Genomic DNA, 18,575 nt, shown 5'->3' on the forward strand with positions numbered 1-18,575 from the left:
GACGCGCGACACAGTGCTCTCCCCCGCGGCCCGCTGCTTGTGATTCAACCCCCTCCACTTTTGCACTACATTGGTGCAATGACCTCCGCACTAGCCCCTCCCGCCCTCGACGTCCTGGGCACCCCGGTTGCCTGGGCCGACGCCAGCGGCCGCGTGGTGGGCTGCAACCCGGCGTTCGCGCGCTGGCTGGGCGTCAGCGTGCGCCGCCTGATCGGCCAGCCGCTGGCCTCCCTGGAAGTGCAGGGCGAGGCGCTGGCCCACTTCCTGGCCCGTGACGAGCGCGACACCCTGCGCCTGCATCGGCTGGCCCTGGCGCTGCCGGGCGACGCCCCGCGTTTTGCCGAAGGCTGGCTGAGCCGGTGGGACGAAGGCGGGTGGCTGCTTGAAGCACATCCGGTGGACGAGTTCCCCGGCCTGGACCCCACCCAGGCCCTGCCCAGCGCGCTCAGTGCGGCGCTCAAGGGCCTGGCCCACGAGCTGCGCAATCCGCTGGCCGGCCTCAAGGGAGCGGCGCAGCTGCTGGCCCGGCGCAACGCCCAGCGTGATCCGGACGAGCGCGAGCTGATCGAGCTGATCGGCTCGGAGATCGAACGCCTCAACGGCCTGCTCGAACAACTGCTGTCGCCGGCCCCGGCCGCGCCGCACGCACCGCTCAACATCCACGCCTCGCTGGAGCGCGTGCTGCGCCTGGCTGAAAGCGAAGGCGGCTGGGCGGTGCGGCTGCAGCGCGATTACGACCCCAGCATTCCCGAATTCGATGGCGATGCCGATCGCCTCACCCAGGCGGTGTGGAACCTGGTGCGCAACGCGATCCAGGCCGGTGCCGGCAGCGTCACCCTGCGCACCCGGGTGGAACACGGCGTGCGCATCGGCGACCAGCTGCACCCGCTGGCGTTGCGCCTGGAGATTGCCGACGACGGCCGCGGCGTGCCCGAGCAGCTGGCCGAGCACCTGTTCCTGCCGCTGGTCAGCGGCCGCGCCGAAGGCACCGGGCTGGGCCTGGCGCTGGCCCAGCAGGTGGCGCGCGAACACCGCGGCACGCTGACCTACCGTTCCCGTCCGGGGCATACCGTCTTCACCGTGCTGCTGCCGATCGGGCATGGCACGCCCGCCGAGGAGGCCGCCCATGGCGGATGACACCGACAGCACCGCCCAGCGCGTCTGGGTGGTCGATGACGACCGCGCGGTCCGCTTCGTGCTGTGCACCGCGCTGCGCGACGCCGGTTATCGCGTGGAAGGTTTCGACGGCGCTGCCTCGGCGCTGGCCATGCTCGACACCCAACCGCCACCGGACCTGTTGTTCACCGACGTGCGCATGCCCGGCGACGATGGCCTGGTGTTGCTGGACAAGCTCAAGGCGGCGCATCCGCAGTTGCCGGTGATCGTGATGTCGGCCTATACCGACGTGGCCAGCACCGCCGGCGCCTTCCGCGGCGGTGCACAGGAATTCCTGTCCAAGCCGTTCGATCTCGACGATGCGGTGGCGCTCGCCCAGCGCGTATTGCCCGAGCAGGACGCGCTGGTGGATGCACCGGTGCCCGCGGCCGTGGAACCCACGCCGGACCAGCGCCCGCAGCTGGTGGGCGACACCCCGGCCATGCGCGCGCTGTTCCGTGCGATCGGGCGGTTGGCGCAGGCACCGTTGTCGGTGCTGATCAACGGCGAAACCGGCACCGGCAAGGAACTGGTCGCGCATGCCCTGCACCACGAATCACCGCGTGTGCAGGGGCCGTTCGTCGCGCTCAACACGGCGGCCATTCCTTCCGAGCTGCTGGAAAGCGAACTGTTCGGCCACGAGGCCGGCGCGTTCACCGGGGCACAACGGCGCCACGTCGGCCGCTTCGAGCAGGCCAACGGCGGCACCTTGTTCCTCGATGAGATCGGCGACATGCCGCTGCCGCTGCAGACGCGGCTGCTGCGCGTGCTGGCCGAGGGCGAGTTCTTCCGCGTGGGCGGCCGCGAGCTGATCCGGGTGGACGTGCGCGTGATCGCCGCGACCCACCAGGACCTGGAATCGCTGGTGGCACAGGGCCGCTTCCGCGCCGACCTGCTGCACCGGCTGGACGTGGTGCGGTTGCGGCTGCCGCCGCTGCGCGAACGGCGCGACGACATCGCCCAGCTCACCGACACCTTCCTGGCAGCCGCCGCACGCAAGCTCGACACCCCGCCCAAACGGCTCACCGCGGCCGCACTGCAGGCGCTGCGCGAACATGACTGGCCCGGCAACGTGCGCGAGCTGGAGAACGTGTGCTGGCGCATGGCGGCCTTGGCCGCCTCGGACACCATCGGGGTGGCCGACGTGGACAGCGCGCTGCATCGCGGCGGTGGTCCGCGTACCCGCGCGGCGGGCGATCCGGGCCAGTGGGAAACCCTGCTGTCGGCATGGGCACGCCAGCGCCTGGCCGAAGGGGCCGAGGGCCTGCACGCGCAGGTGCGCGACCGGGTGGACCAGGCATTGCTTGAAGCGGCCCTGCAGATCACCCACGGGCGTCGTGCCGAAGCGGCCGCGCGGCTGGGCATGGGCCGCAACACCCTGACCCGCAAGCTCGGCGCCGGGCGCCGTCGCGGCGGATGAACCGGATGTCCACGGCATGTGTGCACGGCGTCCGCGCCGCTTTCATGGTGCGTGGACGAGCACGTCGTTAGTTTGCAACCAAGGAGTTTTCCATGCGCAGTTCCTCTCTCGTCCTCGGTGCAGTGGTTGCCTTCGGCCTTGCGGCCTGCGGCAGCACCCCGCCAGCGCGCCCCACCGCACCGCCCGTACCGTTGGTGAGCACGGCAAAAATGGCCGAAGCCAATCTGTCGCCGGCGTCGGCCAGCCTGGTCAGTGGGCGCCTGGCGTTGGTGCCCGATGCGCGGGGCGTGCACATCACAGGCGTCATCGGCGGCCTGCAGCCACTGCAGACGGCGGCGTTCCACGTGCACGAGCGCGGTGATTGCAGCGCGGTGGACGCCAGCAGCGCGGGCGGGCACTTCAATCCGGGCGCGCAGCCGCATGGCCGCAACAGCGCCGGTGCGCACCATGCCGGCGACATGGACAACCTGCGCGCCGATGCGCAGGGTCGCGTCAACGTGGATGTGCGCTTGCCAGCGGTTACCCTTGGCGGCGGTGCAGCCACCGATATCGCAGGACGTGCACTGGTGGTACATGCCAATGCAGACGACTATCGCAGTCAGCCCGCCGGCAATGCCGGCGCCAGAATCGCCTGCGGCGTCATCCGGGTAACACGCTGATCGCGCCGCCCGACGCCGCTTTTTCCATCGCTACCCGCAAGGAGTTCCACATGCGCCTGATCCACACCTCGCTGTTCGCCGCCATCGCCGCGCTCGGCCTGACCGCCTGCAACAAGCCGGCCGATACCACTCCGGAAGCAACCCCGGCCGCTGAAGCCACGGCCGCCCAGCCGACCGCCGAATCCACCCCGGACGCGCCGCCGGCCATGACCAGCGAAGCGCACGCCAACCAGGCCGCCGCCGCCGAACTGGCCCCCACCAAGGACAGCACCGTCAAGGGCAACGTCACCTTCAGCGTGGTGGACGGCAAGGTGCACGTGAAGGGCGCGGTCAGCGGCCTGAAGCCGAATTCCGAGCATGGCTTCCACATCCATGAGAAGGGCGACTGCAGCGCGCCGGACGGCGCCAGCGCCGGCGGCCACTTCAACCCGGGCAAGGAAGACCACGGCAGCGTGGCGGCCACCCCGCACCACGGCGGCGACATGCCCAACATCAAGGCCGACGCCCAGGGCAACGCCGTGGTCGACGCGGATGTGTCCACCAACGTCAACATCGGCAAGGGCGATGATTTCGACATCATCGGCCGCGGCCTGATCGTCCACGCCGACGCGGACGACTACAAAACCCAGCCGACCGGCAACGCCGGTGCCCGCCTGGCCTGTGCAGTGATCAAGGCCGCGCCGTAACCGACCCGATGCAGAACGAAAAACGCCGGCAGATGCCGGCGTTTTTTTTGGAACGTGGGTAGAGCCACGCCATGCGTGGCTGCCATGATCGCTATTGACGTCCCGGGGAGCCGGCCAGCGGCCAGCACGACCGGAGTGCATCAACCACCGTCTACCGGGTCAGCAGCTCGCGCGCGTCCTGCCCGGCTTCGCAATGCACGAACAATACCGGCAGGCCATGCGCTTCCAGCACGGCGGCCATCTGCCGCTGGCGCATCAGGAACTGGTCGTAGATGCCCTGCAGGCGCTCGCAGTCGCCGGTGCCGTGGTTGTAGAACGCGCACCAGCCGGCGGGATCGAACAGCGCCATACGCACTTCGCCATCGGCGTATCGAAGCAGCGGTTCCGGCGCCGCGTCCAGCCATTCTTCCGAACGCGGGGCCATCAACGCGGTTTCGATCACCGGCCACAGTGCGGCCAGGCCCTGGTTGTCGTACTGCATCGACATCATCGCGGCGAGGTCGTTCACCGTGAAGAAGCGTGCGTGTTCGATCTGCGCGCCGAAAGCCGTTTGCGCCAGCAGTGCGGTGTCCGGTTGGGCCATGCCCTGGGCCAGCAGCACCTCTTCCAGTGCCTCGGCCACGGCCTGGGTCTGCGCCACGTCGGTCCCGGTCAGCAGGAACGGCACCACGCGCAGGCCGCCGCCGGTCAGCGTGGCCTCGGCCTGGAAGGGCAGCGGCACGTCGCCGTCGGCACCAGCGCCAAAGGCCAGCAGGCGCGGGCCTTCGTTGCGGCCGGGGGCGCGCATCTGCAGTTCTTCCAGCCGGCGGTGCACGGGCCAGCCCGGGCGCAACACTTCGGCCGGGTCGAAATGCGCGCCGGCGAACACGAAGTCCAGCCCGCTTACGCCGGGGACCAGTTTGGCCAGGTCACGGCCGACGCGTTCGGCCAGTTCGCCGGCCTGTTCGGAAGACAGCGCGGCATGGCGCGGCGCGTCGCCACCGGCCAGTTCCAATGCCAAGACGCCAAGGGCATTCATGCCGGGGTCGGGTTTGCTCATGGTTTCACGGTTGGCCCATCACAGGGCGGCAGCTACACTTGCCCCCATTATGCCTGCTCCTTCGTGCAGGCCATGTTGCAGACACCCCTCCCATGCCAGGTATCTCCATGCCCAACGCCCGTCCCGTCGCCATCCTCGGTGGCGTCCGCATCCCGTTCTGCCGCCAGAACACGGCCTATTCGGACGTCGGCAACCTCGGCATGTCGGTACGCACGCTCGGTGCGCTGGTCGAGCGCTTCGGCCTGCATGGCCAGCAGCTGGGCGAAGTGGCGATGGGCGCGGTGATCAAGCATTCCAGCGACTGGAACCTGGGCCGCGAAGCCACGCTGTCCTCGGGCCTGTCCCCGCTCACGCCCGGCATCACAATGCAGCGCGCCTGCGGCACCTCGCTGGACACCATCATCGCGGTGGCCAACAAGATCGCGCTGGGCCAGATCGACTCGGGCATCGGCGGCGGCTCGGACACCACCTCCGACGTGCCGATCGTGTACGGCAAGAAGCTGCGCGCTCGCCTGCTGGCGGCCAACCGCGCCAAGAGCACCGGCGACAAGCTCAAGGCACTGACCCGCGGCTTCAAGCTCAGCGAGCTCAAGCCCGAGTTCCCCGGCGTGGCCGAGCCGCGTACCGGCAAGAGCATGGGCGACCATTGCGAGGACATGGCCAAGGAATGGAACATCTCGCGCGACTCGCAGGACGAATGGGCGGTGTCCTCGCACAAGAAGCTGGCCGCCGCCTATGAGCGCGGGTTCTTCAACGACCTGATCGCCCCGTTCCGTGGCGTGGAGCGCGACAACATCCTGCGCGCCGACACCTCGCTGGAAAAACTGGCCACGCTCAAGCCGGCCTTCGACAAGGTCTCCGGGCGCGGCACGCTGACCGCCGCCAACTCGACCCCGCTTACCGACGGCGCCTCGGCGGTGCTGCTGGCCAGCGAAGAATGGGCGCGTGCGCACGGCCACGAGCCACTGGCCTACCTGCGCGATTCGCAGGTGGCCGCGGTGGATTTCGTGCACGGCGAAGGCCTGCTGATGGCGCCCACCATCGCGGTGCCGGAAATGCTCAAGCGCAACGGCCTGACCCTGCAGGATTTCGACATCTACGAAATCCACGAAGCGTTCGCCGCGCAGGTGCTGTGCACGCTGCGGGCGTGGGAAAGCGAAGACTACTGCCGCAACCGCCTGGGCCTGGACGCGCCGCTGGGCCGGATCGACCCGGCCAAGATCAACCCGCTGGGTTCGTCGCTGGCCACCGGCCACCCGTTCGCCGCCACTGGCGCGCGCGTGATCGCCACGGCGGCCAAGCAGCTGGCCGAACGCGGCGGTGGCCGCGCGCTGGTCTCGATCTGCACCGCCGGCGGCATGGGCGTGGTGGCGATCGTCGAACGCTGATCCGGCCGGATGCGCAAACCGAAAAGGCCGCCCAAGGGCGGCCTTTTTCATTGGGGGGGTAGAGCCACCCCATGGGTGGCTGCACGACACCGGTAGTGCCGGCCGCTGGCCGGCTCTTCATGAACCTTGGACGGGTGTGCATGGAGCCGGCCAGCGGCCGGGACTACCGGGTGTTGGGCCGTGTGCGTGGAGCCGGCCAGCGGCCGGCACTACCGGGTGGCGGACCGTGTGCGTGGAGCCGGCCAGCGGCCGGCACTACCGGGTGGCGGGTCGTGTGCGTGGAGCCGGCCAGCGGCCGGCACTACCGTGTGCCGGGCCGGCGCCCGCAATCAGGGCAGGCGCGGGTTGCCGAATGCGTCGCGGTCATCGCGCACGAGCGGGTCGACCGGGTCCACCGGATCGATGCGGTCAACCGGGCGCACCGGCTGCACCGGCAGCGGCTGCGACATCAGCGACTGCTCTTCCACCGTGGCGCGTTCGGGAACCACCGGGCCCAGCGGCGTGACAACCGCGTCGGCCCGCGCCAGCGCGATGCTGTCGTCGCCGCGCTGCTGGCGCAGTGCATTGGCGAAGCACTGCGCGGCCAGCGCCGGTTCGCCACGCTCCACGAACAGCTGGCCCAACGCTTCCCACGCGGCCGGACCGGCACCGGCGGCAATGGCGCGGTGCAGGTAGTCCTCGGCCTGGCTGTGCTGGCGCTGGCGGGTCGCAATACGGCCCAGCGCCAGCAGCAATGCCGGGCTGGCCGGCTGGTTGGCCAACCAACGCTGCAGGTTGGCCTGGCGCGTGGCCAGCTTGTCCACCGGCATCTGCCCGTACAACGTCACCAGCGACTCGTCCCAGCGCGTGTCCAGCGCCTGCTCGATGTTGAGCAGGGCCGGTTCGTCCCAGTCCAGCGCGACCGCACGCAGTGCATAAGCCGACACCACGTCCGGATCGCTGCGCAGCGCCTTCGGCGTGGCCTCCCATTGCGCGGCCAGCGCATTGACGTCGCCCGCTTCCAGCAGCGACTGCGCCGCCAGGCGGGTTTCCAGTTCGGCCACGGCCTCATCGGGCAGGACCTTCTGTTTGCGCAGCGCGCCCAACTGGCCGTACGCCTCATGCGCGCGCTCGGCGCGGGCCAGCGCTTCGGTACGCAGCCACAGGCCGCGCGGCGGCAGCGGTTGAATGGTGGCGGTGTCCAGCAGGTTGATCGCATCCACCGGGCGCTCCTGCACCAGCAGGCGCTCGGCCTGCAGCAGGGCATGCAGGGTGGCGTCTTCCCCGGCCAGGCGCTGCAGGTACTGGTTCACGGCCGCCTGGTCGTCGCGCGCCTGCGCGCTGCGGACCGCAGTGACCATCGCAACGGCGGTCACTTCCTTGTCTTCGGCGGCGCTTTCCAGCAGCTTTTCAGCGCGCTGCCACTGGCCCTGTTCGTGCGCCTGGATGCCGTCGATCAGGCGGGCGCGGCCCTGCTTGCGGCGATACCGGCCCCACGCGCGGAACGGCGAGGCCAGCAGGCTCCACAGCAGCCACAGCACCAGCAGGCCCACCAGCACCATCAAGGCCACCTGCGGCACCGTGGACCGGTAGTCGTTGCCGCCGTAGCGGTAAATCACCTCGCCGAACTGACGCAGTTGTTCGGTGCCCAGGAACTGTGAGGCGATCACGCCAAGGGCTACCGCCAACAACAGCACCACCAGGGATTGGAAGGGTTTCATCGGTCATCTCCATCGCGCATCGCGCGCAGTTGCTGCAAGGTGCTGCCCAGTTCGGGTACCGCAGGATGCAGCACGCGCGTACGCAGTTGCTGCAGTTCAGCACGACGCTCGCGCAGGGCGGGTGAATCCGGCCACAGGCGCGGCAGCCAGGCTGCCACGCGGTCCACCGCGCGGGTGAAGCCCTCCTGGTCGCCACGCTCCACCGCAGCGCGGGCCAGGGTCAGTTCCAGCTGCAGGGAATCCCAGCCGGACACGCGGTCGGCGTCGGTCAACGGGCCCTGCGTGCGGGTCGGGGTGATGGTCACGAAGGGGGCCAAGACCTGATGCCACCACGGCGTGCCGGCGGCTGCACCGGCGCCGGCATCCACCTGCTCGGGTACCTGTTCCAGGGCGGTGGCGAACGCGGCCAGCTGCGCGCCGGTGGTGGCCCGCACGCCCGGGCCCAGCGCGTCCACGGCATTGCGCTCCTGCATCAGTGCCTGGCGCAGGTTGAGATAGTCGTTGCCCTGCACATCGGCCAGGGTGGCGGCCGCCAACGCATACAGGCGCTTGGCACCGTCCACGTCGTCGGCGTAGGCCAGGCGCTGTGCGGCTTGGCCGAGCAGCAGTTCGGTCTCTTCCAGCTGCAGCGCCTGCGCGCCATGCCGGGTGCTGTCGGCCAGTTTGGCCAGGTTGTCTTCCAGCAGCGCGTTGCGCTGGCTCAGGCCCAGCATTTCATCGCGCAGCACGCGGTTGGTGGCCGCGGCGTCCTGCACCCGCTGCGAGGTCGAACGCTGGTCGCGGCGCAGCGCTTCCACGCTGTCCACCAGGCCCTGCAGCTGCAGCCCGGCATCGGCCTGTGCCTGCGCGACCCGCGCCTGTTCGGCCTGCCAGCGGGTCCAGCCCCAGGCCACGCCCACGCCGATCAGCAGCACGACCGCGAGCGGCACGATCCAGCGCAGGGAACGGGGGGCAGGCGGTGGTGAAACGTCGTCAGTCATGCGGGCATCCTTGTCGCGCGCGCCGGGGTGTCCACAAGCTGGCGCGCGACGTGGTGCACAGCATCACCCGCCGTGCGCGCGGCCCGCAAGGCCGCGAACGTCGCCTGTTCAGGAAGATGCGGAAGTGATGATCGCCGCGTGTGCGGCCTGCACCAGCTGGCGTGGTAGGGGGCCCTCGGCGACGCAGACCCGGGCGAAGCCGGCCGCGTGGGCCTGGTCCGCCAGCCGCGCGCTGGCCGCCACCACGAGGGAGGCGCGCAGTCGGGGCAGGAGGTCCTGTGGCACCTTGGCCAGCAGCAGCTCCAGCGCTTCGCCACTGCTGAGTGCCACCACCCATGGCGCGGCGCGGCGGCGCAGCCGCTGCAGGGCGCGGGGTGGCAGGGGCAAGGGCACCCGCTGGTAGACATCGGCGCGGTGCAGCGTGGCGCCGCGCGCGACCAGGGTGGCGGCGATGATGCCGCGGCCCCCCGGGGCGGTGACCAGGCCCGCGTCCAGCCCGTCCAGGGCGGCCAGCTCAGGCAGGGCCAGCAGACCCTCGCTATCCATGCGCGTGGGCGCCAGCACCGGGCCGGCCGCATGGGCATGCAATGCCGCGGCGGTACCCGCGCCCACCGCCAGCCAGATACCGGCACGGGGCGCGTTCAGGGGCAGCAGGCGCGCCGCCGCGTGCACTGCGGCCGGGCTGCTGAACACCACCCGCTGCGCGGCCAGCGCACGCGCCAGCCGGGCGCGGGTGGCGTCGTCGTCGCGCACCTGCAGCGCCCACGGCGACAGCGCCAGCACCGTAGCGCCCGCAGCCTGCACAGCACGCCGCAACGGCGCATGCTGGCCACGCGGGCGCAGTGAAATCAGGGTCCATTCCGGCACATGTGCATCGCTGTTCATTGCGGGCATTATGCGAGCCCTTTGCCGTTACGTTGTCGTATCGATGTCCAATCCTGAATCCCTGTCCGCGCACCTGGCCGAACTGCAGCACGTGCTCGACCGCATGCCCCCGGTGGCGGCCATGCAGATCCGCGTGGTGTCCTACCGCGATGGCATGCTCGACCTGGGCGCGCCGCTGGCGGCCAACGTCAACGACAAGGGCAATGCATTCGGGGGCAGCCTGGCCTCGGCCCTCACCCTGTCCGGGTGGGCGCTGGTGACCCTGCGCCTGCGCCTGGCCGGGTTCGATGCCGACGTTTACGTGGCCGACAGCCACGTGCGCTACCTGGCCCCGGTCTATGAAGACCTGCATGCCCAGGCCCAGGCCGCCGACCCGGCCGACTGGGACGGCTTCCTGACCACCTTCGCCCAGCGCGGCAAGGCGAGGATCGGGCTGGTGGCCCGCCAGCCCGGCACCGCGGGCAAGCCGGCGGCTGAACTGACCGGGCGTTTCGTGGCCTTCGCAAGGCGGTAGGATGGGCGCCTTGCCGATTGGGGAATTCGCATGCGCCGTATGTTTCAGATCCTGCTGCTGACCTTGTTCGCGCTGACCAGCGTGAGCGCGCTGGCCGCCGAGCCGAAAACCACCAAGAAGCAGCGCAAGGAATTGGAAGAGACCCAGGTCAAGTACGACTCCACCATGCGCTGGGGCACCGTCGAGGACGCCCTGCCGTACCTGGACCCGGAATACGCCAAGGTCCACCCGCTGACCGACCTGGAACTGCGCCGCTACGAGCAGGTGAAGATTTCCAGCTATCGGGCCGGCGACAACGTGCCGCTGCCCGATGGCCGGGTGGGGCGCAACGCCGAGGTGCGGGTGATCAACAACAACACCCAGGCCGAGCGCACCATGCGCGTGAAGGAAATCTGGCGCTGGGACGCCGACGGCAAGCGCTGGCTCCAGGCCAACGGCCTGCCGGACCTCTGGCAGGAACTCTGAGCCCGCCGGGCCCCGCCCGGACGGGGGCTGGACGCCGATTCGCCCGCATGTGCGACAATCGGCGCCCGATTATCGACCCGTGATCTTAGTGAATTACGAAGAGCTGCTGGCCTTTGCCGGCCGAAACCCGATGTTGTCGATGGCCCTGGTCGGCCTGACCGTGGCCATCATCGTCACCGAAGTCCGCCGCCTGTTCCGCGGCTTCAAGTCGCTCAAGCCGGCCGAACTGACCCACCTGATGAATGCCGGTGGCGCGATCGTGGTCGATCTGTCCTCCAGCAGCGATTTCGAGAAGGGCCACATCGCCGGCAGCCGCAACGTGCAGCCCAGCGCATTCGGCCCGGAGCACAAGCTGGTGGCCAACGCCAAGCAGAGCCCGGTGGTGCTGGTATGCCGCACCGGCAATGCCTCGGAAACCGCCGCCAAGGCGCTGAAGAAGGCCGGCTTCGAGCAGGTCAGCGTGCTCGACGGCGGCATTCCTGCATGGCAGCAGGCCGAGTTGCCGCTGGTCAAGGGCCGCAACTGATTTCCGCGCGATTGCGCTGCATGCCTTGTGCGCGGCGCCACACGCCCGCATAGCAGGGCATGTAACAATCCAACTTATTGCACTTAATTTCTGGGAGCTACAGGAAATGTCCGAAGAGACCACCAACGGCGCCGTCGCGCCGGCCGACGCCGCCACCGGCCCCGCGTTCACCGTCGAGAAGATCTACGTCAAGGACGTTTCGTTCGAGTCGCCCAATGCGCCGGCCGTGTTCAACGAAGCCGTGCAGCCGGAACTGCAGCTCAACCTCAACCAGCGCGTGCAGCGCCTGGGCGAGAACGCCTTTGAAGTCGTGCTGGCCGTCACCCTGACCTGCAAGGCCGGCGACAAGACCGCCTACGTGGCCGAAGTGCAGCAGGCCGGCGTGTTCGGCCTGGTGGGCCTGGACCCGCAGTCCATCGACGTGCTGCTCGGCACCCAGTGCCCGAACATCCTGTTCCCGTACGTGCGTTCGCTGGTGAGCGAGCTGATCCAGGCCGGCGGCTTCCCACCGTTCTTCCTGCAGCCGATCAACTTCGAAGGTCTGTACGCCGAAACGCTGCGTCAGCGCCAGGAGCAGGGTGAAACCTCGCTGGCCGACTCCGAGCCGGCCGGCAACGCCTGATCGGCGCTGCTGTCGTTGCGATGAGCACCCACGCAGAAAAGATCGCGGTTCTCGGCGCCGGCTCCTGGGGCACGGCACTGGCCAGTCTGCTTGCCCGGCACGGTCATTCGACCGTGCTGTGGGGGCGTGATGCGGCCATGGTCGAGGCCATCGACCAGCGCCACGAGAACACCCGCTACCTGCCCGGCATTCCGTTGCCGGCCACGTTGCGTGCCACCACCGACCTGGCCGCTGCCGTGAGCGACGCCACCTGGGTCCTGGTGGTGGTGCCGTCGCACGCCTTCGGTGAAACCGTGCGCGCACTGGCGCCGCTGCGTCCGGCCAACGCCGGCGTGGCCTGGGCGACCAAGGGCTTCGAGCCCGGGTCGGGCCGTTTCCTGCACGAAGTAGCGCGCGAGGTCCTCGGGCCGGACGTGCCGCTGGCGGTGGTGACCGGTCCGTCGTTCGCCAAGGAAGTCACCGAGGGCCTGCCCACCGCGATCACCGTGCACGGTGACGCGCCGGCATTCGCCCAGCAGGTGGCCGACGCGATGCACGGCCCGGCATTCCGTGCCTACACCGGTGACGACATGGTCGGCGCCGAACTGGGCGGGGCAATGAAGAACGTCCTGGCGGTGGCCACCGGCGTGGCCGATGGCATGCAGCTGGGCCTGAACGCCCGTGCCGGCCTGATCACCCGCGGCCTCAACGAGATGCTGCGGCTGGCCGCGGCGATCGGGGCCAAGCCGGAAACCCTGATGGGCCTGGCTGGCCTGGGCGACCTGGTGCTCACCTGCACCGGCGACCTGTCGCGCAACCGTCGTCTCGGCCTGGCGCTGGGACGCGGCCAGACCCTGCAGGACGCTGTGCGTGACATCGGCCAGGTGGTGGAGTCGGTGCAGACCGCCGACGAAGTGATGCGCCAGGCCCGTCGCCACGGCATCGACCTGCCGATCTCCGATCGGGTGCGCGCGGTGCTGCACGGCGAGCAGACCCCGGAAGAAGGCCTGCGTGCGCTGCTGGCGCGCGAACAGAAGCCGGAATACCCGGACACGCTGTTCAAGTGACCCACGAAAAACCCCGGCAACCGCCGGGGTTTTTTGTAGGCGCGGCTACACCGCCCCCGCAAACGAAAAAACCCGGCACAAGGCCGGGTTTTTTCGTGGCGTACCGACGAGGTGTCGCCATGCCAAGCGCAAAAAGCCGCGACGGCCGTGCATGCAAAAACCGCGATGGCCGTGCAGGTAAAAACCGCGATGGCCATACCGGTAGAGCCGACCGTTGGTCGGCTGCTGTAAAAGTGAAGCCCGGCATAAGCCGGGCTTCATGGCGCAGGGGAGAGAGACCGCGCCATCCAACAACGTACCGCGGTGAAACGGTCTTACCAGGTGAAGCGCGGACCGACGAACCATTCCTTGTCGCCGCCCTTGGCCAGCTTCACTTCGCCAGCCAGGCCCCAGTTCTGGTTGAGCTTGGCCTGGGCGCCGACGCGGCCGTAGAACTCGCCGTCCGGGTTGATGCCGTGCTTCTTGCCGAAGTCTTCATAGCCGGCCAGCGCGTAGCCTTCGAAGTTCGGGGTGAATGCGGTGCGCACGCCCACTTCGGTGGCATAGCCGTTGAAGTCCAGGCCGTGCTTGATATCCAGCTTCTGGTAGGCAACGCGCGCCACCAGGTCGGTGGTCGGGGCGATGCCGTAGTTGTAGCCCACGCCGACGCGCCACTGGTCAACGTCGTTGCTGCCACGCTTGGTTTCCTGCGAGTTGTAATCGCCAAAGACGTGGAAGTTCGGCGCCACGGCGACCGAGCCCTTTGCGGCCCAACCGTCAGCGTCGCCACCCTTGGCATCGGTGTTCACGTAGCCGCCTTCAACATAGTTGTACGACAGGCCATCGGTTGCGGACGCAGCGAACGGCAGAGCAGCGAGCAGACCCAGGGCAAGCAAGGAAGACTTCATCATCGGGACACCTTTAATTATTTTTGGTTTTGCCGAACCGCCCCCCTTGGGAGGGGGAGAGAAGGGGCGGTCGACAGGTGTTAATTATTCATTTGTCGTCCCAATCGCTCCTGAATATTGAACTGACCGGTACATGAATGAAGCGACCGTTCAGGGAACTTGGGGGCGGCTTCGTGGCAGGGGCGAAGACGTCATGCGCTCCACCCACGCCCGGCATGCGCATACCCCCGATCACAGCTTTTTCACCGATTTGCGTCGTTAATTGGCCGTGGCCGACCGGGCCGCTTCGGAGTGACGGGAGCTCTCATGCGAACCACGTTGATTGGCGCGTCCGCCCTGCTCACTGGTGCAATGATGCTGGTTGGTTGTGGCACGACCCAGATCAAGGCATGGAGCAAGCCCGGTGCGGACGAAGCGCAGAAGCAGCGCGATCTAGCCGAATGCGATTACGACGCCTCCAAAGCGACGACCGGGGATGGAAAAGCGCCAAAAACCACCGGCGATGCAGTCGGGGATGGCGTGGTCCGCGGCATGGAAAAATCGGATCTCATAAAAAAGTGCATGCGCCTACGCGGCTATAACGGCTGAGCTGGACGCAGACGAACCGGACACCAACAACGGATCGCCGATACGGACGCGCTCAACGGTCGCCCGTCTGTTGGCCCGCCATGCACGCCCCTGAAGGACTGACTCGAATGAAAGTGCTTGTCGTGGCAATTCTTTTTACGTGCGCCCTCTCCGTGGGGACCCCTGCCCACGCCGCGGACAAGAAGAGCGGCGCAACACCTGCGGCGGCACCGCACACCTCCGATGGCATGGCCTGTGACAGCCCCAACCAGTCGCAGGCCGGCCTCAATCAGTGTGCAAGTAACAGCGCCAAAGGCGCGGACGCCGAGCTCAACCGGATCTACGCAAACGTGCTGGCCGCCAATGCAAGCGACACCGCCTTCCTGGAGAAGTTCAAGGCCGCACAACGTGCCTGGCTGGTGTTTCGCGATGCGCAGATCGCGGCGCGATACCCGAGCCCCGCCGATTACGGGAGCGTCCTGCCGATGTGTGAAAGCGGAGAGTACGAGCAGCTGACGCGTGATCGGATCAAACAGCTCAATGCGTGGATAGCCGGGACGGAGGAAGGCGACGTCTGCGCGGGCTCCTATCCCATGAGCGGACAGTAGAGCGTCCGCGCTCGACTGGAAGCAGACAGCTGAGCGCCCCGCCTCTAGAATCGGTGTTGCCAAGCCAGGCGGGGGGGTAACAATGCAGCAGTGGAATTCCGCCGTTGACGCCTACTGGGATGGACTCTTCGACTCTGGTATCTGCGTGCCGACTGCAGATGATTTCAGCCTGGTGATCAACCCGCACCTTGGCGCTGAGCGGCGGGCAATGGTCATGGTGGCAAACGATGGATGCACGCGTGCGCCGTGTCTTCATGCGTGGCCTCCGCGCTGGGAATCGCGTCGGACGGTCTTCCAGTCTCACTGCCATGGCTGCGCGAGGCACTTCACACCGCCGGCATTGAGATGCATGCGCCCGATGTCATCTACTACGTGGCAGCTGCCGGAGTCTCCGCAACGCAGAGCAGCACCAGGTGTGAGGTACGTCCGTTGGCGCCTGACGATGCAGCGCTGTTCGATGGATTCATGGCACAGATATCACCAGACGACCAGGACGATGCGTCCGTGGAGCTCGGGCACTGGGCGGCCTTTGGCGCGTTCGCGGAATCGGAACTGTTGGCTGTCTCCAGTCTCTACCCATGGGGTGGCGCGGCCATTGCCGATATGGGCGTGCTGACCATGCCACGCGCGCGCGGCAAGGGCATCGCCAGGTCGTTGGTACGCGCGATGATCGAGTACGCCGGCAAGCACGGGTATGAAGCGCAGTACCGCTGTCAGTTCGACAATGTGGCGTCGAATGGTCTTGCAGAATCTCTCGAGCTGGCGCCGTACGGAAAGTGGGAAGTCGCATGCCTGCCTTAGAGGTGCCGGGGTCTTGAAAGGAGGTCAAGGTGTTCGTGTACGGCGAGGTCGGCGGCCTGCGGCACATGTCTGCTTCTGGCCGGAAGCGGACGCCCGGCAGGCCCGCTATTCCCGCTTCGGCACGTTGTCTACCGCCGCTGGGAACCTGATCCCGCGCCCTGAACGTGACGCGGCGATGGGCTTCATCACAAACGGCGTGCGGAGGCTGGTGCAGACCCCGCCCGATTCCCTTGGCACTGGCGCACAGAACCCAGGGCCAGACAGCGGATCGTAGTGCCTGACCGGAGACGCGCCGAAGGCTGTGGAAAAGCGGCGAGCGCCTGCTCTACACTGGCCCGCAGTTCGTCCACGGGGCTGCGTTGGGCGGACTGTCCAGAAGGCGTTGAGCGGGTTTCAGGCAGTGCAGGGGGCTGTGCGCGCGATCTGATCCGCGGTGTTTCAGGGGTTTCCGTAACGTCGATTCATCCAAGGGGATAAGCGATATGCGTCTGAAGTCGATTGGGGCGGCACTGTCGCTCGCATGCCTGTGCGTGGCGTCCGCGTATGCGCAGACCGCTGCACCGCTCACCTTCGCAGATCGCCTGGCGCAGGCAGGGTCGCCGCTGACCGTCCGGCCGGACGGCTTTTCGGGTCCGGGCGCCGCCATCCTCTCGGAGGCTGTAGGCGCCAGCCGATACGTCCTCATCGGCGAGAGCCATTTTTCGCGCGAGATCCCCGCCTTCACCACCAACATCTGCCGGTTGATGGCGCCCGGCGGCCTGACCGCCATGGCTGTCGAGACCGGGCCGGAGGCCGCCGGGGCAGTCAATGCACGGATGAGGGCGCCGGACCGGGAACAGCAGATTTCCGATTTCATGACCGCCTATCCCGACGTCATGGCGTTCCTCAACAGCCGCGCCGAAGGTCAGACGGTGGCCGACTGCGCCGCTGTGGCCGGGCCGGGTTTCACCTTGTGGGGCCTGGATCAGGAGTTCCTGGGGGTAAGCGGCTATCTGTTCAACCAGATGCTGGCGTCCGGCCCGGGGCCGCTCGCCCGCGCCCAGATCGAGGCCCTGGCGAAGCAGGAGCAGACGGCCGTGCAGGCCGCGCTCGCCTCCGGTTCGCCCATGGACCTGTTCCTGTTGAAGGTCACCGATGCGACGCTGGATGCGGCGGGGAACGCCATCAACCAGGACGGTGGCGACCGGGCAAAGGCACTGTTCGCCGCCCTGCGTGAAACACGCGCCATCTATCAGTCCTCGCAGTCTGGTCGTGGCGATTCGAACGGGCGCAGGGCGCGGCTGATGAAGCGGACGCTCGCGGCCCATTTGGCCGAGGCGCCGCAGGCGCGCGTGCTGATGAAATTCGGCGCCTATCATCTCTACAAGGGCTACAACCCACTGGGCCAGCGCGACGTGGGTAATTTCGTCGCTGAACATGCCGACGGGCAGGGCGTGACGTCCGTGAGCCTGATGGTCGGCGGCGCGAAAGGCGTGAACGCCGGCTACAACGGGGTCGGTCGCCCGATGAAGGTGTACGACTTCGATGCGACCACCGGCAAGGACAGCGACTGGCGCAAGGACGTGATGTTGGCCCGCCCCTCGGGCATGGCGCCCGGCGACTGGATCCTGGTTGATCTGCGCCGTCTGCGCAGCAAGAATATGGACGACCTGACGCCGGAGTGGCGCGAGCTCATCCGCGGCTACGACCTTGCCGTGGTGGCGCCGGAACTGTCTCCGTCCACCAAGCTTGGGGCGGATGTCGCCCTCTAGCGGGTGGCCGCTTTCCACGCTCGGCACCCGGCCAACACAAGGATGAACGGCATGCGCAAGACGTGGCTCCGGACGATCGCGCTGATTTCGCTGGCGCTTGTCGCATGCGCGCCGCGCGCGCCCGATCCGTCGTCCAGCGACTCGTTGCCTGGCACCGTTGACGAAGCCGTCGACCGACTTCTGGGTGAACTGCCCGCCGATGACGTCGATTGGATGCGGCGAAACCCAAAGGACGCCGTCTTCAGCCAGCTCTACCAGGGATACGGTACCGGCGTGCGCAATGCGTTTGGCCTGTGGGGTGGCAACCAAGCCCTGCTCACGTCCTGCGGAACTGACAATCCGGAGACGTGTTCGGGCGTCATCCTCAATGGGATGTGGGACAGCGTGCAGGCGCAGACCGATCCTGCCTTGCGTGCGTCCCTGCAATGCCAGTTCGCAACGGTGCACAACATCCGAATCGATACCACGGGTTGGTACCTGCTCACCGTGGGAGACATGCTGGATGCCATGCAGGCGCAGATCGATCGCCAGGTGGCCGACGCGGCCGCACCAGGCTGTCCGGCGCAGGTGCGCATCGTGCCGGTGGGCGAGGTGAACCGCCGCTGCTTCGTGCGTGCGGAGTTCGAGCGTGAGGAGCCGCTGGACGTCGTGCTGATGTGGTTCGGGTTCCGAAACGCGCTTACCCCTCGGCATGCACCGCCCGAGCTGGAGTTCAGGTTCAACCAGGCCTGCGCGTGGCCCGAGCGTCCGATGCACTTTGCGCCCGAGCCCAAGGCGTCCACCGGCTGACATGGGACGCATGGCGCGTGTGCCAAGGTCTGCTTCTGGCCGGAAGCGGACGTTCGATGAGGGCGGAGGCGCCGACCGCTGGTAATG

20 protein-coding genes are annotated in these 18,575 nt (G+C 68.1%); 15 read left to right on the forward strand and 5 right to left on the reverse strand.

The genetic code is table 11. From position 1 onward, the window contains the following. The first annotated feature begins 78 nt into the window (after positions 1-78). From ABIA71_RS03660 to ABIA71_RS03675, 4 genes are all read left to right on the forward strand, one after another. Entirely contained in the window at positions 79-1,137 is a 1,059-nt protein-coding gene (locus ABIA71_RS03660; RefSeq protein WP_354283221.1) for a two-component system sensor histidine kinase NtrB, read from the forward strand. After that, the gene (ntrC, locus tag ABIA71_RS03665) at positions 1,127-2,575 is read left to right on the forward strand and encodes a nitrogen regulation protein NR(I) (protein ID WP_354283223.1); all 1,449 of its coding nucleotides are present in this window, start codon (positions 1,127-1,129) and stop codon (positions 2,573-2,575) included. Before ABIA71_RS03660 ends, ntrC begins: the two co-directional genes overlap by 11 nt. Positions 2,576-2,667: 92 nt before the next feature. Then, a complete protein-coding gene (locus ABIA71_RS03670; protein WP_128095463.1) occupies positions 2,668-3,234 on the forward strand; it encodes a superoxide dismutase family protein in 567 nt (188 codons plus the stop codon). A 50-nt stretch (positions 3,235-3,284) separates the two neighbouring features. Further along, positions 3,285-3,920: a superoxide dismutase family protein gene (locus ABIA71_RS03675; RefSeq protein ID WP_354283225.1), complete on the forward strand. Its 636-nt coding sequence runs from the start codon at positions 3,285-3,287 to the stop codon at positions 3,918-3,920. A 151-nt stretch (positions 3,921-4,071) separates the two neighbouring features. Here ABIA71_RS03675 and ABIA71_RS03680 read toward each other — a convergent pair whose 3' ends face one another. After that, complete coding sequence (locus ABIA71_RS03680; protein WP_354283227.1) at positions 4,072-4,959, reverse strand: hypothetical protein; 888 nt, start codon at positions 4,957-4,959, stop codon at positions 4,072-4,074. A gap of 92 nt (positions 4,960-5,051) precedes the next feature. On the opposite strand from ABIA71_RS03680, the gene ABIA71_RS03685 reads away from it, so the two are divergent. Beyond that, positions 5,052-6,347 (forward strand): acetyl-CoA C-acetyltransferase, encoded by a 1,296-nt coding sequence (locus ABIA71_RS03685; protein WP_102100653.1) that lies wholly within the window; start codon positions 5,052-5,054, stop codon positions 6,345-6,347. Between the two features lie 329 nt (positions 6,348-6,676). On the opposite strand, the gene ABIA71_RS03690 is transcribed toward ABIA71_RS03685, so the two are convergent. The 3 genes from ABIA71_RS03690 to ABIA71_RS03700 form a co-directional block, all read right to left on the reverse strand. Then, positions 6,677-8,047 carry a heme biosynthesis protein HemY gene (locus tag ABIA71_RS03690; RefSeq protein ID WP_354283229.1) on the reverse strand — a complete coding sequence of 457 codons (1,371 nt, stop codon included), beginning with the start codon at positions 8,045-8,047 and terminating at the stop codon, positions 6,677-6,679. After that, positions 8,044-9,027, reverse strand: coding sequence for a uroporphyrinogen-III C-methyltransferase (locus ABIA71_RS03695; RefSeq protein ID WP_354283231.1), 984 nt, complete (start codon positions 9,025-9,027; stop codon positions 8,044-8,046). The genes ABIA71_RS03690 and ABIA71_RS03695 overlap by 4 nt, the downstream gene beginning before the upstream one ends. 108 nt (positions 9,028-9,135) lie before the next feature. Next, positions 9,136-9,912, reverse strand: a complete 777-nt coding sequence (locus ABIA71_RS03700; protein WP_354283233.1) for a uroporphyrinogen-III synthase — start codon at positions 9,910-9,912, stop codon at positions 9,136-9,138. A 43-nt stretch (positions 9,913-9,955) separates the two neighbouring features. On the opposite strand from ABIA71_RS03700, the gene ABIA71_RS03705 reads away from it, so the two are divergent. The 5 genes from ABIA71_RS03705 to ABIA71_RS03725 all read left to right on the forward strand — a co-directional run bounded on the left by ABIA71_RS03705 (position 9,956) and on the right by ABIA71_RS03725 (position 13,085). Continuing rightward, the gene (locus ABIA71_RS03705; RefSeq protein WP_354283235.1) at positions 9,956-10,426 is read left to right on the forward strand and encodes a YiiD C-terminal domain-containing protein; all 471 of its coding nucleotides are present in this window, start codon (positions 9,956-9,958) and stop codon (positions 10,424-10,426) included. A gap of 30 nt (positions 10,427-10,456) precedes the next feature. Next, positions 10,457-10,891 carry a hypothetical protein gene (locus ABIA71_RS03710; RefSeq protein WP_354283237.1) on the forward strand — a complete coding sequence of 145 codons (435 nt, stop codon included), beginning with the start codon at positions 10,457-10,459 and terminating at the stop codon, positions 10,889-10,891. 88 nt (positions 10,892-10,979) lie between these two features. Further along, positions 10,980-11,417, forward strand: a complete 438-nt coding sequence (locus ABIA71_RS03715) for a rhodanese-like domain-containing protein (RefSeq protein ID WP_354283437.1) — start codon at positions 10,980-10,982, stop codon at positions 11,415-11,417. A gap of 106 nt (positions 11,418-11,523) precedes the next feature. Continuing rightward, the gene (secB, locus tag ABIA71_RS03720; RefSeq protein ID WP_137191368.1) at positions 11,524-12,039 is read left to right on the forward strand and encodes a protein-export chaperone SecB; all 516 of its coding nucleotides are present in this window, start codon (positions 11,524-11,526) and stop codon (positions 12,037-12,039) included. Positions 12,040-12,059: 20 nt separating this feature from the next. Next, a complete protein-coding gene (locus ABIA71_RS03725; protein WP_354283239.1) occupies positions 12,060-13,085 on the forward strand; it encodes an NAD(P)H-dependent glycerol-3-phosphate dehydrogenase in 1,026 nt (341 codons plus the stop codon). A 314-nt stretch (positions 13,086-13,399) separates the two neighbouring features. On the opposite strand, the gene ABIA71_RS03730 is transcribed toward ABIA71_RS03725, so the two are convergent. Further along, a complete protein-coding gene (locus ABIA71_RS03730) occupies positions 13,400-13,972 on the reverse strand; it encodes an OmpO family porin (RefSeq protein WP_038692680.1) in 573 nt (190 codons plus the stop codon). Positions 13,973-14,278: 306 nt separating this feature from the next. On the opposite strand from ABIA71_RS03730, the gene ABIA71_RS03735 reads away from it, so the two are divergent. The 5 genes from ABIA71_RS03735 to ABIA71_RS03755 all read left to right on the forward strand — a co-directional run bounded on the left by ABIA71_RS03735 (position 14,279) and on the right by ABIA71_RS03755 (position 18,488). After that, on the forward strand, positions 14,279-14,560 hold the full coding sequence (locus ABIA71_RS03735; RefSeq protein ID WP_354283241.1) for a hypothetical protein: 282 nt from the start codon (positions 14,279-14,281) through the stop codon (positions 14,558-14,560). Positions 14,561-14,667: 107 nt separating this feature from the next. Next, a complete protein-coding gene (locus ABIA71_RS03740; protein ID WP_354283243.1) occupies positions 14,668-15,147 on the forward strand; it encodes a lysozyme inhibitor LprI family protein in 480 nt (159 codons plus the stop codon). A 258-nt stretch (positions 15,148-15,405) separates the two neighbouring features. Then, the gene (locus ABIA71_RS03745; protein WP_354283245.1) at positions 15,406-15,948 is read left to right on the forward strand and encodes a GNAT family N-acetyltransferase; all 543 of its coding nucleotides are present in this window, start codon (positions 15,406-15,408) and stop codon (positions 15,946-15,948) included. A gap of 482 nt (positions 15,949-16,430) precedes the next feature. Next, entirely contained in the window at positions 16,431-17,699 is a 1,269-nt protein-coding gene (locus ABIA71_RS03750; protein ID WP_354283247.1) for a hypothetical protein, read from the forward strand. 51 nt (positions 17,700-17,750) lie between these two features. After that, positions 17,751-18,488 carry a DUF6794 domain-containing protein gene (locus ABIA71_RS03755; protein WP_354283249.1) on the forward strand — a complete coding sequence of 246 codons (738 nt, stop codon included), beginning with the start codon at positions 17,751-17,753 and terminating at the stop codon, positions 18,486-18,488. Positions 18,489-18,575: the final 87 nt, after the last annotated feature.

Source organism: Stenotrophomonas sp. 2619 (assembly GCF_040548725.1).
GTDB lineage: Bacteria > Pseudomonadota > Gammaproteobacteria > Xanthomonadales > Xanthomonadaceae > Stenotrophomonas > Stenotrophomonas maltophilia_AP.